This is a genomic window from Nonomuraea sp. NPDC023979 (assembly GCF_040639085.1).
Classification (GTDB): Bacteria; Actinomycetota; Actinomycetes; order Streptosporangiales; family Streptosporangiaceae; genus Nonomuraea; species Nonomuraea ceibae.
In genome coordinates, this window is the sequence record NZ_JBEZZG010000012.1 from 228,090 (window position 1) to 241,243 (window position 13,154).

Annotated in this window: 14 protein-coding genes and 1 pseudogene; 6 read left to right on the forward strand and 9 right to left on the reverse strand. The window is 72.8% G+C overall.

Annotation, left to right across the window (positions count from 1 at the left end):
* Positions 1 to 113 precede the first annotated feature (113 nt).
* From AB0G11_RS22890 to AB0G11_RS22905, 4 genes are all read right to left on the reverse strand, one after another.
* Positions 114 to 629: a DinB family protein gene (locus tag AB0G11_RS22890; RefSeq protein WP_219507699.1), complete on the reverse strand. Its 516-nt coding sequence runs from the start codon at positions 627 to 629 to the stop codon at positions 114 to 116.
* A 90-nt stretch (positions 630 to 719) separates the two neighbouring features.
* Entirely contained in the window at positions 720 to 1,772 is a 1,053-nt protein-coding gene (locus AB0G11_RS22895; protein ID WP_357588012.1) for a diaminopropionate ammonia-lyase, read from the reverse strand.
* 50 nt (positions 1,773 to 1,822) lie between these two features.
* Positions 1,823 to 3,427 carry an FAD-dependent oxidoreductase gene (locus AB0G11_RS22900; protein WP_357588014.1) on the reverse strand — a complete coding sequence of 535 codons (1,605 nt, stop codon included), beginning with the start codon at positions 3,425 to 3,427 and terminating at the stop codon, positions 1,823 to 1,825.
* A 97-nt stretch (positions 3,428 to 3,524) separates the two neighbouring features.
* Positions 3,525 to 4,295, reverse strand: a complete 771-nt coding sequence (locus AB0G11_RS22905) for a TetR family transcriptional regulator (RefSeq protein WP_357588016.1) — start codon at positions 4,293 to 4,295, stop codon at positions 3,525 to 3,527.
* Positions 4,296 to 4,372: 77 nt separating this feature from the next.
* Between AB0G11_RS22905 and AB0G11_RS22910 the strand changes: the two genes are divergently transcribed.
* The 4 genes from AB0G11_RS22910 to AB0G11_RS22925 all read left to right on the forward strand — a co-directional run bounded on the left by AB0G11_RS22910 (position 4,373) and on the right by AB0G11_RS22925 (position 7,311).
* Positions 4,373 to 5,272: an alpha/beta hydrolase gene (locus AB0G11_RS22910; protein WP_357588018.1), complete on the forward strand. Its 900-nt coding sequence runs from the start codon at positions 4,373 to 4,375 to the stop codon at positions 5,270 to 5,272.
* A gap of 44 nt (positions 5,273 to 5,316) precedes the next feature.
* Complete coding sequence (locus tag AB0G11_RS22915; RefSeq protein ID WP_219507702.1) at positions 5,317 to 5,874, forward strand: TetR/AcrR family transcriptional regulator; 558 nt, start codon at positions 5,317 to 5,319, stop codon at positions 5,872 to 5,874.
* Positions 5,871 to 6,266 (forward strand): DUF6463 family protein, encoded by a 396-nt coding sequence (locus AB0G11_RS22920; protein WP_357588020.1) that lies wholly within the window; start codon positions 5,871 to 5,873, stop codon positions 6,264 to 6,266. The genes AB0G11_RS22915 and AB0G11_RS22920 overlap by 4 nt, the downstream gene beginning before the upstream one ends.
* A 118-nt stretch (positions 6,267 to 6,384) precedes the next feature.
* Positions 6,385 to 7,311, forward strand: coding sequence for an alcohol dehydrogenase catalytic domain-containing protein (locus AB0G11_RS22925; protein WP_357588022.1), 927 nt, complete (start codon positions 6,385 to 6,387; stop codon positions 7,309 to 7,311).
* Positions 7,312 to 7,321: 10 nt separating this feature from the next.
* Here the strand turns inward: AB0G11_RS22925 and AB0G11_RS22930 are convergent.
* The 3 genes and pseudogenes from AB0G11_RS22930 to AB0G11_RS22940 form a co-directional block, all read right to left on the reverse strand.
* Positions 7,322 to 8,467: pseudogene (locus AB0G11_RS22930) on the reverse strand (bifunctional class I SAM-dependent methyltransferase/N-acetyltransferase); the annotation flags it as partial.
* On the reverse strand, positions 8,464 to 9,546 hold the full coding sequence (gene rsgA, locus AB0G11_RS22935) for a ribosome small subunit-dependent GTPase A (protein WP_219507706.1): 1,083 nt from the start codon (positions 9,544 to 9,546) through the stop codon (positions 8,464 to 8,466). The pseudogene AB0G11_RS22930 and the gene rsgA, both read right to left, overlap by 4 nt.
* A 219-nt stretch (positions 9,547 to 9,765) precedes the next feature.
* The gene (locus AB0G11_RS22940; RefSeq protein ID WP_357588024.1) at positions 9,766 to 9,921 is read right to left on the reverse strand and encodes a hypothetical protein; all 156 of its coding nucleotides are present in this window, start codon (positions 9,919 to 9,921) and stop codon (positions 9,766 to 9,768) included.
* A gap of 342 nt (positions 9,922 to 10,263) precedes the next feature.
* Here AB0G11_RS22940 and AB0G11_RS22945 point away from each other — a divergent pair, with 342 nt between their 5' ends.
* Positions 10,264 to 11,271 carry a TerC family protein gene (locus AB0G11_RS22945; RefSeq protein ID WP_219507710.1) on the forward strand — a complete coding sequence of 336 codons (1,008 nt, stop codon included), beginning with the start codon at positions 10,264 to 10,266 and terminating at the stop codon, positions 11,269 to 11,271.
* Between the two features lie 25 nt (positions 11,272 to 11,296).
* Here AB0G11_RS22945 and AB0G11_RS22950 read toward each other — a convergent pair whose 3' ends face one another.
* Together AB0G11_RS22950 and AB0G11_RS22955 are read right to left on the reverse strand one after the other, a co-directional pair.
* The gene (locus AB0G11_RS22950) at positions 11,297 to 11,854 is read right to left on the reverse strand and encodes a DUF305 domain-containing protein (protein ID WP_357588026.1); all 558 of its coding nucleotides are present in this window, start codon (positions 11,852 to 11,854) and stop codon (positions 11,297 to 11,299) included.
* Between the two features lie 3 nt (positions 11,855 to 11,857).
* Complete coding sequence (locus AB0G11_RS22955; RefSeq protein WP_219507713.1) at positions 11,858 to 12,718, reverse strand: lytic polysaccharide monooxygenase; 861 nt, start codon at positions 12,716 to 12,718, stop codon at positions 11,858 to 11,860.
* 181 nt (positions 12,719 to 12,899) lie between these two features.
* Between AB0G11_RS22955 and AB0G11_RS22960 the strand changes: the two genes are divergently transcribed.
* Positions 12,900 to 13,154, forward strand: a 255-nt coding sequence (locus tag AB0G11_RS22960) for a hypothetical protein (RefSeq protein ID WP_357588028.1), incomplete at its 3' end; no start/stop codon positions are given.

Here is a 13,154-nt window from a genome sequence, read left to right on the forward strand (position 1 = left end):
GGCTCCGGCGGGCGTCGTCAGGAACCTGGCCGTGCACCGCGCCTCCCGGGATCGGCTCGTGCTGCCAGTCGAGCATGAACGCGCGCGCCGCCGGTCCGCAAGAGGCTTCCGCGTCAGTAGTAGCCCTTGGTCCCGTCGACGAGCTCGCGGACGGTGTCGAGGTGGCCGGCGTGGCGGGCCGTCTCCTCGACCATGTGGATGAGCATCCAGCGCAGGCTGGCGGCGGCGGAGCGGAAGTCGGGATGCTTGCCCACGTCGTCCAGGGAGTGCGCGGCGATGATCTCGTTCGACACGGCGCACTGCCGCTCGTACTCCTCCAGCAGGCGGGCCAGCGGGACGTCGTCGACCATCATGTCGGCGTCCTCGGGACCGTCCTCGTCGAACTGCGGGCCGACGGCCGGGCCGCCCATGAACAGCACCTCGAACCAGCAGTGCTCGACCCAGCGCAGGTGCGACACCAGACCGGCCACGGTCATCAGCGGCGAGTCCGGCAGGACCGGGCGGTGCGCGTCCTCCTCGGAGAGGCCCTCGCACTTCCAGTGAACGATGGCGCGCTGCATGTCGAGCCAGCCGACGAGCTGGGTGCGCTCGTCCGCGACGAAGGGGGGCCTGGTGCGTGAGGGTGTCATGGGTCTGGACGCTACTGCGTCCGCATCGCCCGGCGCATCCTGATATCGCCCAGGTCACGGGACCTGGGCGGAGGACCGTACACCGCTCGGTCAGAGGGCGGGGTTGGCGTCCGGGCCCTCGGTGCTGAGCAGGACGACCGTGGCGTCCGGGCCGAGGCCCAGGGCCGCGCGGCGGGCGGCGGCGCCGTCGCCGGTCAGGGCCGCGCGGGCGCCCGCCAGCGAGGCCGCGCCGCACGGGCCCGCCGCGACCCCGTGCCCGGCCAGCTCCCGCGCGGCGGCGGCGCTGTCGTCGTCGCCGATCGCGACCGCCGCGTCCAGGCCGTCTCTCAGGTACGGCCACGCCAGGCTGGACGGGGTGCCGCAGTTGAGCCCCGACATGATCGTGTCGCCGGTCCCGACGCTGACGGGCGCGCCCCGCCGGAGACTGGCCAGCACGCAGGCGGCCGATTCGGGCTCCACCGTCATCAGCGCCACAGGGGCGGAGCCGGAGCGGTAGTGGATCACCGCCGCCTGGGCGAGCGACCCCACGCCCGCCGGGACGACCACCAGGTCCGGGGTGCCGAGCTGCTCGTCGATCTCGGCGAACAGCGTCGAGTAGCCCGCCACGATCCACCCGGGCGTCTCCTCGTAGCCGGGCCAGGCGGTGTCCTGGACGAGCACCGAGCCCGGCTCCTCCGCCGCCTCGGCGGCCCGGCGCACCGCCTCGTCGTAGTCGCCGGCGACCTCGGTGACCCGCGCCTCCTCGGCCGCGATGGCCGCGACCGCCGCCGGGTGCACGCCCTCCGGCACGAACACGTGCGCCCGCTGCCCGAACCGCCGCGCCATCCGCGCCACCGCCCGGCCGTGGTTGCCGTCGGTGGCGGTGACCAGCCGTACGGGATCGTTCCCGGGGCGGGCGGCCAGGATCCGGTGGATCGCCCAGGAGGCGCCCAGGGCCTTGAACGCGGGCAGGCCCAGCCGGTTCGACTCGTCCTTGACCAGGAGCCGCCCCACCCCGAGCGGCCAGGCCAGGCCGGGGACCTCGGTCAGCGGGGTGGGCGCGTATCCGGCCAGGCCGGCGTGGAACTCCCGCACCCCGGCGGGGGCCGGCCCGCAGGTCCAGCGGCGGGCTGCGGGACGGTCGTACCAGGTTTCGTGGTGCACCCGCCCCACGTTGCCCGCCGCGCCCGCGTCCCGTCCAGCGTCATCGCCGCTCAACCGGTGCGCCGCCGCAGCCTGAGCACGTTGTCCGTACGGGTGCCGGGGGTGCCGTCGGGGCGCGTCTGGACGCGCTCGTGCTCCTCGGCGAGCTCCACCTGCCAGGCGCCGTCGCGGAGCTCCAGGCTGCGCAGGACCTCCTGCGGGGTGGGGAAGTGCACGTCGGGGTGCGGGTTCTCCTCCCAGGAGGGGAACCCGGCGTGCCCGACGATCAGCAGCACCCCGCCCGGGGCGACGGCCTCGGCGGCCCGGCGCAGGACGCGTTCGCGGGGCAGCTCGGCGTAGGAGTGCAGGAAGTGCGCCGAGACCAGGTCGTAGACGCCTTCCGGGAAGGACCGGCCGAGGTCGTGCCGCTGCCAGTCGACGCGGTCGGCGACGCCCGCCTCGGCCGCCTGGCGGGCGGCGCGTTCCAGGGCCACGCCGGAGACGTCCACGGCCGTGACGCGCCAGCCGCGACCGGCCAGCCAGATGGCGTCGGCGCCCTCCCCGCATCCCAGGTCGAGCGCGGTGCCGGGCGGCAGGTCGGCGGCCTCGCGGACCAGGATGTCGTTCGGGTTGCCGCTCCAGACGCGGTCACTCTCGCTGTAGCGGGCGTCCCAGAACTCCTCCCCGCCGAGAACCTGAGTGCCGCCGTGCTCGGCGGGGTGGGTGCGGCGGGCGGCGACGGCCTCGCGGGTCTCCTCGGCGACGAGGTCGGCGTTGATCGCGCCGGCGGCCTTCACGCCCGCCGCGACCGAGCCGATGACGACCTCGGCGACGTTGGCGACGTTGCCGGCGACCCAGACGCCGGGCACCTCGGTGGCTCCCGTCGGGTCGGCGGCGATGTGCGAGCCGAGCACGTGCCCGGCCATCTCGTGGTCGACCGGCTCCAGGCCGAGCCCGGCCAGGACGCCCGCCCGCGCGGTGAAGCGCGGCGCGACGACGACGGCCTCGACCGGGACGACCCGCCCGTCGGCCAGGTTCACCCCGGTGAGCGCGTCGTCCGTCACCTCCAGCCCGGTGACCTTGCCGCCGACCACGGCGATGTCGCGGGCCGCGAGCTGTTCGAGGTCCTCGCCGGTCGGCGACGGCACGTCGTTGAGGAACAGCGTCACACGGTCGCTCCACTGCCGCCACAGCAGCGCCTGCCGCACGGCCATGGGGCCGCTCGCCAGCACGCCGATGCGCCGGTCGCGCACCTCGTAGCCGTGGCAGTAGGGGCAGTGCAGCACCTCGCGGCCCCAGCGTTCGGCGAGCCCGGCGACCTCGGGCAGCTCGTCGACCAGCCCGGTGGTCACCAGCAGGCGCGCGGCGGTGCGGGTGGTGCCGTCCTCCAGCTCCACGCGGAACCCGCCGCCGTCCAGCCGTTCGGCGGTCACGGCCACGCCGGTGACGATCTCGGCGCCGTACGAGACCGCCTCCTCGCGGCCGATGGCCAGGAACTCCGACGGCGCGATGCCTTCGCGTCCCAGGTAGTTGTGCATTCCGGACGCCGGGGCGTTGCGCGGCAGGCCGGAGTCGATCACGAGCACCGAGCGGCGCGCCCGCGCCAGCGTCAGGGCGCCGCTCAGTCCGGCGGCGCCGCCTCCGACGACGATCACGTCATACTGCGTCTTCATCATGGCGTGATGGTGCGTCAGCCTCCGCCATCCTGGCAAACATTCTTGCTAAAACAGCAACATGCCTCCGCCCGCTTGTCTCGAAATCAAAGTCTCATAATCATTTGTTTTTGAGACTGCGGTAGACGGTCGCTCTTGAGACGCCGAACGTGGTGGCGATCTCCTCGGCGGAGCGCCCCTCGGCGTGCATCTCGCGGGCCCGCGCGGTCTGCTCCGGGGTCAGCGCGGCCGGCCGCCCGCCGCTCCTGCCCCGCGCGCGCCCCCGCCCGGCGGGGACCTCCGGCGAACGGGACGCCTGCGGGGAGCGGGGCGGCTCGGACGGGCGAGGGGACTTGGGCGGGCGGGGCGGTTCGCCGAGGAGCGCGCGGGCGCCGTCCAGGATGAGGGCCCTGAGCCGGTCGGCGGGCACGTCGCGGAACAGGACCACCGGGTCGGCCAGCCCGGCGACCGCCTGCGAGGCGCGCACCCGCTGCTCCAGCCCGCCGCCCGGCCCCGCCACCAGCTCGTTGGCCAGCGCGATCGCGGCGCGGAACCGCTCGGCCACCGGCGCCTGGACCAGCAGCGTCATGTCCTTGACCAGCATGGTGAGCGTCTCGCGGTGGCGCAGGTGCACGTCCACGTAGCCCTCGACGGCCCGCCACCGCACCTCGCCGGGGTCGCCGCACGCCTCGGCCTCGGCGAGCACCGCCTCCAGCTCGTCGAGCAGGGGCAGCGTGAGCTGGTGGAGGATCTCCTCCTTGGAGTCGAAGTGGTAGTAGAGGGCGGCCTTGGTGATGCCGACCCGGTCGGCGATGGACTGCATGGAGGTCGCCCGGTAGCCGCGGGCGGCGAACAGGGTCCTGGCGGCGGCGAGGATCCGCTGGGGTGTCATGGATCTTACTTACCTATGGTCAGTTCCGGGGCTAGAGTGCTTACCGACAGTCAGTCTACGGCTTCGAGGTGATCCGTATGTTCGAGCGGACCCAGGTGTCCTTCACCGTCGGCGGCGTCCGGTGCGCCGGCTACCTCTACCTGCCCGCGGGCGCCGGGCGGGCGCCCTGCGTGGTGCTGTGCCACGGCTTCAGCGGCACGATGGACCGCCTGTTCCCGTACGCGGAGGGGTTCGCCGGACAGGGGTTCGGCGCGCTCGTGTTCGACTACCGGAGCTTCGGCGAGAGCGGCGGTGAGCCCCGGCAGCTTCCCGACCTCGCCGGGCAGCGCGACGACCTGCGCGCGGCGCTCGCCTTCGCCCGCGCCCACGAGCGCGTCGACCCGGCGCGGGTGGCGCTCTGGGGCAACTCGCTCGGCGGCGCGCACGCCATCGTCGTGGCCGCCGACGATCCCGAGGTCGCCGCCGTGGTCGCGCAGATCCCGTTCAACGGGTTCCCGAAAGGGGTCGAGAACCGCGACACCTCCCAGACCCTGCGGCTGATGAGCTCCATCGTGTGGGACGCGGTGCGCGGCAGGCTCGGGCTGAGCCCGCACTACATCCCCATGGTGGGCCGGCCCGGCGAGCGGGCGGTCACGGCCACCCCCGAGGCCGACGCGCACATCCGCACGCTGACCGGCGGGAACACGAAGACGCTGTGGCGCAACAGCATCGCCCCCCGGGCGCTGCTGGACATGATGCGCTACCGTCCCGCCGAGGCCGCGGCGCGGCTGCGCTGCCCGCTGCTCGTCTGCGCCGCCGCCGACGACCACGAGACGCCGCTGGAGACGAGCCGGGAGCTCGCGGACCGGGCGCCGCACGGCGAGCTGCGCGTCTTCCCCGGCACCCACTTCACCTTCTACACCGACCCCGAGCTGCGCGAACGCGTGGCTGTCGACCAGGTCGCCTTCTACCGCAGGGCGCTCGCGGAGGTCGGCTGACCCCCTCACCTCTCAGCACCATACGGTACGGTATGGTCGCTGGCATGGCGTCAAAACGCGACTGGCTGCGCACCGGGCTCCGCGTCCTCACCGAGGACGGTGCCCGGGCGCTGACCATCGAACGGCTGTGCGGGGAGCTCGACCTCACCAAGGGCTCCTTCTACCACCACTTCAAAGGCATGGCGGGCTTCAAGACCGACCTGCTCGCGCACTTCGAGGCCGAGCACACCGCGCGCTTCATTTCGGCGGTGGAGGAGGCGGAAGGGACCGCCGACGCCCGGCTGCGCGCCCTGGTCGACCTCGTCCTCGACGACGAGAGCGTCAGCGAGGGCCTGGACTCGGCGGTGCGCGCCTGGGCGCTTCAGGACGCCGAGGTGCGCGCCGTGCAGGAGCGCGTCGACCGCACCCGCATCGACTACCTGCGGGTGCTGTGGCGCGACCTCGGCGGCCCGGAGAGCGACGTGGACCCCATGGCCCACCTGCTCTACCTGGTCCTCATCGGCGCCCAGCAGATCATCCCGGCCGTCCCCGCGCCCCAGCTGCGCGACATCTACCAGCGCGCGCTGCGGCTGGCCCCGCGGAAGGAGGCGGAGCCCGCATGAAGACGCTGACCCGCTGGATCCCCCGGCTCGTCATCGCCACGGCGCTGCTCCACTTCGCCTGGGCGTTCGTCCAGCCCAACGCGTGGGGCGCGATCGCCGCCGACGGCTTCTACCGCAGCCTCGCCGACGACAGCCTCCCCGACTACTACGCCCGCGAGACGAGCGTGTGGTTCATGGTCGCCGGGGTCGCGCTGCTGGCCATGGGCACGATGGCGGCGCACGTCATCCGCACGACCGGGCGGCTGCCCGCGCAGCTCGGCTGGTACCTGCTCGTCCTCGGCCTCGGGCTGTGCGTCCTCTACTTCCCGGTCACGGGCGGCTGGCCGGTGCTCGTCATCGGCGTGCTCAGCCTTGTCGCCTCCCACCGCGCTCCCCAGCCGGCGGAGCGGTAGGCGCACAGCGGGGCAAAGCATCGGCCTGGGGACGGCCATCTTGTCCCCGGGCGCGGACCGCCCGGCCCGTTCCCGGTAAGAGGACGGGCATCCGCTGCCGTCTGAAGGAGATCCACTCATGCGTGGAGCAGTGCTGTACGCCCCGGGTGACGTCCGTGTCGAGGACCGCCAGGACCCGGCGATCATCGAGCCGACCGACGCGGTCATCCGGCTGACGGCCACCTGCGTCTGCGGCTCGGACCTGTGGCCGTACCGGGGCGTGGAGCAGGTGGACGGGCCCGCCCCGATGGGGCACGAGTACGTCGGGGTGGTGGAGGAGGTCGGCAGCCAGGTCACGACGGTCAGGCCGGGCCAGTTCGTGGTCGGCTCGTTCTGGGCCTCGGACAACACGTGCGAGATCTGCCGGGCGGGCTACCAGAGCGGCTGCGTCAACCGGGTGCTCATGGGCGCCCTCGGCACGCAGTCCCAGTTCGCCCGCATCCCGCTGGCCGACGGCACGCTGGTCGCCACGCCCGGCCTGCCGGACGCGGACCTGGTCCCAAGCCTGCTGGCCGCCTCGGACGTGCTCGGCACCGGCTGGTTCGCCGCGGTGGCCGCCGAGCGCGGCGACGACGGCGTGGCCGCCGTCAAGGAGCTGACGAACGGGCTCGGCGCCCACAGCGTCGTCGAGGCGGTCGGCACTCAGCAGTCGATGATGCAGGCCATCCGCTCCACCCGGCCCGGCGGCCACGTCGGCGTCAGCCACGACGTCGCGCCGTCAAGGTCCTCCTGCAGCCCTGACCCCGTGACCAGGGCGTGCGCGCCGCCCTGGACGCCGGGATCAGTGACGACGGATGCGGACGGCGTGGTCGGCATCACGCCCCGGTGGTGGACGGCGGCCGGACTGCCCGGCCGCCGTCCACGCGCGTCCGTCAGACCCCGAACGCCGCCGGGTAGCGGATCGTGCCGGTCGGCACCGGGCGGGCCGGGTCGAGGGCCAGCGCCATCATGTACTTGTCCTCGACCTCGAACGGCGGCCGGACGCCGAAGCCGGACGCCGGGGTGAAGCCGAAGCGCGGGTAGTACTCGGCGTGGCCGAGCACCAGCACGAGGTTCTCGCCCTGCTCGCGGGCGGCGCGCAGGGCTCCTTCGATGGCGGCCGAGCCGGCGCCCGTCCGCTGGTGCTCGGGCGAGACCGCGCACGGGCCCAGGGTGAGCGCGGGCTCACCGTCGACGTGGCAGCGGGTCAGCAGCGCGAATCCGGCCAGCTCGCCGTCGGCCGTCTCGGCGACCCAGGACAGGCCGGGCAGCCACGCCTCGGGGTCGGCCCGCAGCGCCTCGACCAGGTCGGCCTCGTGCGCGCTGGGGAAGGCGGCGAGGTTGACCTCGCGGATGCGGGCGAGGTCGGCGGTGGTCTCGGGGCGGGTGATCCAGGAGGTGGTCATGGTGTCCGTTTCCGTGGTGGCCTGCGGGCGCAGGACGTAGCCGGTGTACTGGTATTCGGCGCCGTGGTCGCGGCGCATGGCGATCTCTTGGAGGGTGGCTTCGACGGCCTCGCGCATCCCGGGCACGGCCGGGTCGGCGGCGCGGGCCCGTTCGGCGAGCGGCGTGTAGTACTCGTCGAACCAGTCGCCGTCGGGGAGCGGGTGCACCGCGACGACGTCGTAGCCGGCGGCGCGGGCGGCGGCGGCGTTCTGCTCGTGGGTGCGCAGCCGGTAGTGGCCGTCCCAGAACGCGCGTGCCTCGGGCGAGGGGGAGCCGGTGCTCCACTCGCACTCGGTGACGACCAGCGTGCCGCCGGGAGCGAGCAGCCGCCGCCACACGCGCAGCGCCGTGTCGAAGCCAACGTTGTAGACGGAGCCTTCGGCCCAGATCAGGTCGAAGCTCCCGTCGGGGAAGGACAGCTCGGCCATCGACGCCCGCAGCGTGCGGACGGGCAGCCCGGCCTCGCGGGCGGCGAGGTCCAGGTCGTCGAGGAACGGCTGGTGCAGGTCGACCGCGGTCACCTCGGCGCCGGCCTCCCGGGCGAGAAGCAGCGCGGCCGGGCCCCGGCCGCAGCCGGCGTCCAGCACGCGCGGGCGCGCCGGCAGCGGCCCCGCCAGGTCGAGTAGGCGGCGGGTGGTCGCGTCGGAGCCTGGGCCCTCCCGGCGCAGGCCGTCGTGCAGGGCGAAGAACGCGGTCACGACCGGATCGGCCGCCGCGGGCGGCGTGTCGGCGGTCATGACTGCTGGTCCCTGAACTTGTAGGTGGCACGCAGATGGCTGGTGATGGCCTTCTGCCTGTCGGTGCGCTCGCCGCGCAGCCGGGCGTCGGTCCGCGCGGCGGCCCACGCGTTCTCGCGCTGCAGCTTGCGGTAGCTGTTCAGGCGGCGTTCGGTCAGCTCGCCCGCCTCGATGGCGGCCTGCACCGCGCAGCCTGGCTCGGTGTCGTGAGCGCAGTCGCCGAAGCGGCAGTCGCGGGCCAGCGCCTCGATCTCGGCGAAGGTCCGCTCCAGGCCGTCCGCGGCGTCGTACAGGCTGATCCCGCGCAGGCCGGGGGTGTCGATGAGGACGCCTCCGGACGGCAGCGGGACGAGCTCGCGGCGGACGGTGGTGTGGCGGCCCTTGCCGTCACGCTCCCGCACCGCGCCGATGGCGAGCAGGTCGTCGCCGAGCAGCGCGTTGCCGAGGCTGGACTTGCCCGCCCCGGACGAGCCGAGCAGGACCGTGGTGCCGCTCAGCGACGCGGTGAGGACGTCGATGTTCTGGCCGGTGGTCACGCTGGTGACCAGGATGTCGACGCCCGGTGCGAGCGTGGCAGCCTCGGCGCGGGCGGCTTCGGCGTCGGCGGCCAGGTCGGCCTTGGTGAGCACGACCAGCGGCCGGGCACCGCTCTCCCAGGCCAGGGCCAGCATGCGTTCCAGCCGGGCCCCGTCCAGCGGGGCCGCGAGCGAGAGCGCGATGGCGACGACGTCGACGTTGGCGGCCAGCACCTGCCCGTGGGAGGTGCCGGACGCCGACGAGCGGACGATCGCGCTGCTGCGCGGCAGCAGCGCCACCAGCTCCGGCTCGGGGCCGGGCCGCAGCGCGGCCCAGTCTCCGGTGCAGGGCGCCAGGAGCGGATCGGGGGAGTGCAGCGCCGCGAGACCGGCGCGTACGGGGCCGGCCGCGGTGACCGCGTCACAGCGGCCGCGGTCGACGCGCACGATCCGGGCCGGCATCAGACCGGCCGCCCGGTGAGGGGCGAAGTCTTCGTCGAGCGCGTCGGTCCACCCGTATCGGGTCAGACCGCCGTCGGATGGATCGGTGAAAAGTTGTGGCAACGTGAGACACCTTGCGGGAAGGGGCCCCGACGAGACGCAGGCATCACCCCGCCACGCAAGCCCGACGGCTTACGGCAAGGGGTGGAAGTGGGTCAGACCGGGGCCCGGGACGTGAGGAATGTCCGGGCGCTGCGCAGGGCAGCGGTCTTCACCGCGGTCATCAAACCTCACCTCCCTCCAGCCGAATCCGAACCAACGGCACGTAGCTTACCAGGTTCGTCAGTCCCGCCGTCCCGGCCAGTCCGGCCGATCCTCGACGGGGGTCGTACGGTGCCGGCGCTCGACGGGGGAGCGCGGCGGCCCCACCCACAGCACGGCGGCCGCGACCAGCGCGGAGAGGATCAGCAGGGCGCCCAGCAGAATTTCGAAGAGCATGAGGACTCCTTCGGCCTCGACTGCGAGGACGAAGGTCTTCCCGCACCCTCCCGCGCCGGGAAGGGCCGTCCCGCCGGGCCTGCGGAGGCCGTGATGACGGCCGGGACGTCGGACGGCGGGTACTCCCCTCCGTGCTTCCTCCACTATCGTCCCGGGGCCCCGCACCGGTCAATCGGTCTCCCGGCGGTGGCTCGTACCGGCGGGTTCGCCTACCCTTGGGGGGCGAGGGGAGTACTTCCCAAGCGCCGGCCCGGTCAGTACGGACGTGACCTCGTCCCCGGGCGGCCGCCCGCGCGCCGCGGGTGAAGGAGACCTCGAACGGCTCTCGTTCGAGGAGGTTCCATGCTCGCTCCACCCGGTTCGATGACGGCTGCCCAGCTGGAGACGATCGGCTCACCCGGCCTGTGGGCGGTCACGATCGCCGGCCTGGTCCTGCTGCTGGGCGTCGACTTCGTCCTGACGCGGCGCCCGCACGAGGTGCGGATGCGCGAGGCGGTCGGCTGGTCGGTGTTCTACCTGGCGCTCCCGCTGCTGTTCGGCGTCTACGTGTGGAGCGCGTTCGGCGGCGGCGTGGCGGTGGAGTTCTACACCGGCTACGTGGTGGAGAAGTCGCTGTCGGTGGACAACCTGTTCGTGTTCATGCTGCTGCTGTCCGCGTTCGCGGTGCCGCGCGAGCTGGCCCAGCGGGTGCTGCTGTACGGGATCATCGGGGCGCTGGTGTTGCGCGCGGTGTTCATCGCGCTGGGCGCCGCGGTGCTGCAGAGCGGCACGTGGGCGTTCCTGCTGTTCGGCGGCATCCTGGTCGTCACCGCCTGGAAGATCCTCAAGGAGGCGCTGAGCGGCCGGGAGCAGCAGGTCGACATCGACTCGATGCGCTCGGTGCGCCTGCTGCGGCGGTTCATGCCGGTCACCGGCGACTACCGGGGCTCCCGCCTGACGGTCCGCGAGGGGGGCCGGCGCGCCCTGACCCCGCTCGCGCTCGCCATCGTGGCCGTCTTCGCCACGGACATCGTCTTCGCCGTCGACTCGGTGCCCGCGGTGTACGGCGTGACCGAGGACCCGTTCCTCGTCTTCGTCACCAACGCCTTCGCCCTGCTGGGGCTGCGCGCGCTGTACTTCGTGCTGCAGGGCGTACTGGAGAAGCTGCGGCACCTGAACCACGGGCTCGGCGTCATCCTCGGCTTCATCGGCCTCAAGCTCGTGCTGCACTGGGCGCACGGCATCTGGCCGGCGGTGCCGGAGATCCCCACGCTCGCCTCGCTCGGGGTGATCGTCGCGGTCCTGACGACCGTCACGCTCACCAGCCTGTACGCCAACCGGCGCGTCACCGCCCCGCCCGTGGAGAGGTGACCCGCCGGTCAGCTCCGTTCGCCGGCTACGTCCGCTTGGCGGGTTCGCGCTTGAGCAGGGCCAGCATCTGCTGGATCTGCTCCTTGCGGGACGCCTCGACGCGGGTCGCCCACTGCTTCACCTCCGGGTTGGCGCCGCCTGCCGTTTCGGCGCCGGCCATCTGGACGGCGTCGTCCTGGTGGGCGATCAGCAAGTTGAGGAAGTCACGTTCGAAGCTCTTGGACTTCTTCAGGTCGGCGATCTGCTTCCGGTCGGTCTCCGGCATGCCGCCGTGGTGGTCGTGCGAGTCCGAGGCGGCGGTCAGGGGCTGCGACCAGGCGTGCAGCCAGCGCAGCATCATCTCGACCTCGTCCTGCTGGGTGAGCGCGATGGCCGACGCCAGCGTCTTCAGCTCCGGCGTCTTCGCCCTGGCGGCGCCCACTTCGGCGATCTCGATGCCCTGGCGATGATGCTGGACCATCATCTGGACGAACATCACGTCCTCGGCGTTGACCGGATCGCCTGCGGACCGGGTGGGTCCGCAGGCGACGACCAGCAGCAGACTCAGGACTGTGGCGGTCCAGCGTGCCGCTGTTCCGGCCAATTCCTAGATCCGCTTCCAGAGGGCGGCCACGTTCGGCGGCTCCCAGCCGGTGAGGGCGGTGTGCGGCTGCAGGCACTCGTAGGTCGCGCCGCCGTAGGTGACCCGGTCACCCGTCCGGTAGGCCGTGCCCGCGCTCCACGTGCCGCCGGGCTGCGTCGACGTCGGCGTGGGGGTGGGAGTCGGCGTCGGGGTCGGGGTGGGCGTGGGGGTCGGCGTGGGCGTCGGGGTGGGGGTGGGCGTGCTGCCGCCGCCGAAGTCGACGTCCGAGCAGGTGTAGAAGGCCTCGTTGCTGCCGACCACGCGCTGCCAGATCGAGTAGAGGATGTGCCTGCCGCTGCGCTGGGGCAGGTTGATGGTCCAGTTCGTGAACGTGGTCGGGTTCTGGCCGTTGAACGTCTTGATGTGGACGAGGTCCGACCACTTGAGCGGCATGGTCGGGTTCCAGCCGTCGCGCGTGATGTAGAACTCGAAGTTGCTGTTGCCGTGCGGCGCGGACGCGTGGTAGGTCAGCGTGAAGTTGCCCGGCCGCACCTGGGTCGCGGGCCAGTCGGCGCGCTGCAGGTCGAGCCCGCGATACTTCTCGCGGCCCGCGCTGCAGAGCTTGCCGTCGGGGATGAGCTGGCGGTGCCGCCCGCCCGCTTCGAGCAGCGAGACCTCGTTCCAGTCGTAGAACGCCTGGGGCCCGCTGGCGGCCACGGCGGCCTTGCAGGCGTCGGACTTCGGCGCCTCGGGGCCTTCGTTCTTGCAGACGTAGACACGGCTGGGCGGGTTGGACATGGTTCCGTGGGCGTGGGCCGCGGAGGCCGGCAGCAGGACCAGCATTCCTGTGGCGGCGGTCATGGCGGCGACTGTGCTCTTGCGCACCTGTGCTCCTGGGGGGATGAGACAGGAATAAAAAGGAAACCTTCCTAAGAGTTAACGATATTTGACGGGCAGGCAACCTGTCCAGGTCAAGGCGCCGGGCTTCGGATCGGCGTGGAAGTTGACGAGTTCACCCCGCTGTGTAATCCTGAAGGCGGCACCGAGGTTGACGCTTATAGTAAGTGTGGACATCCGTTTCCTGTCTGCGTTATGCTGCTCCCTCGCGCTGCCCTTCCACGCCCTGGCTTCTGCCGGGGCGTTCGGCATGCGCGCAGTCCGATTCCGTCCGTGCCTTCCGGAAGGACATCTGTTGGCAGCCTCGCGCAACGCCTCCGCCATACCCACCGGTCCCCGTCGCGTCTCTTTTTCGCGCATCCAGGAGCCCCTCGAAGTTCCTGACCTTCTCGCCCTGCAGACCGAGTCGTTCGACTGGCTGCTG

Excerpts from the sequence above, each read along its gene's own strand:
- AB0G11_RS22890 (WP_219507699.1), bottom strand. The coding sequence starts at position 629 with ATGACACCCTCACGCACCAGGCCCCCCTTCGTCGCGGACGAGCGCACC.
- AB0G11_RS22900 (WP_357588014.1), bottom strand. The coding sequence starts at position 3,427 with ATGATGAAGACGCAGTATGACGTGATCGTCGTCGGAGGCGGCGCCGCC.
- AB0G11_RS22905 (WP_357588016.1), bottom strand. The coding sequence starts at position 4,295 with ATGACACCCCAGCGGATCCTCGCCGCCGCCAGGACCCTGTTCGCCGCC.
- AB0G11_RS22910 (WP_357588018.1), top strand. The coding sequence starts at position 4,373 with ATGTTCGAGCGGACCCAGGTGTCCTTCACCGTCGGCGGCGTCCGGTGC.
- AB0G11_RS22915 (WP_219507702.1), top strand. The coding sequence starts at position 5,317 with ATGGCGTCAAAACGCGACTGGCTGCGCACCGGGCTCCGCGTCCTCACC.
- AB0G11_RS22920 (WP_357588020.1), top strand. The coding sequence starts at position 5,871 with ATGAAGACGCTGACCCGCTGGATCCCCCGGCTCGTCATCGCCACGGCG.
- AB0G11_RS22925 (WP_357588022.1), top strand. The coding sequence starts at position 6,385 with ATGCGTGGAGCAGTGCTGTACGCCCCGGGTGACGTCCGTGTCGAGGAC.
- AB0G11_RS22940 (WP_357588024.1), bottom strand. The coding sequence starts at position 9,921 with ATGCTCTTCGAAATTCTGCTGGGCGCCCTGCTGATCCTCTCCGCGCTG.
- AB0G11_RS22945 (WP_219507710.1), top strand. The coding sequence starts at position 10,264 with ATGCTCGCTCCACCCGGTTCGATGACGGCTGCCCAGCTGGAGACGATC.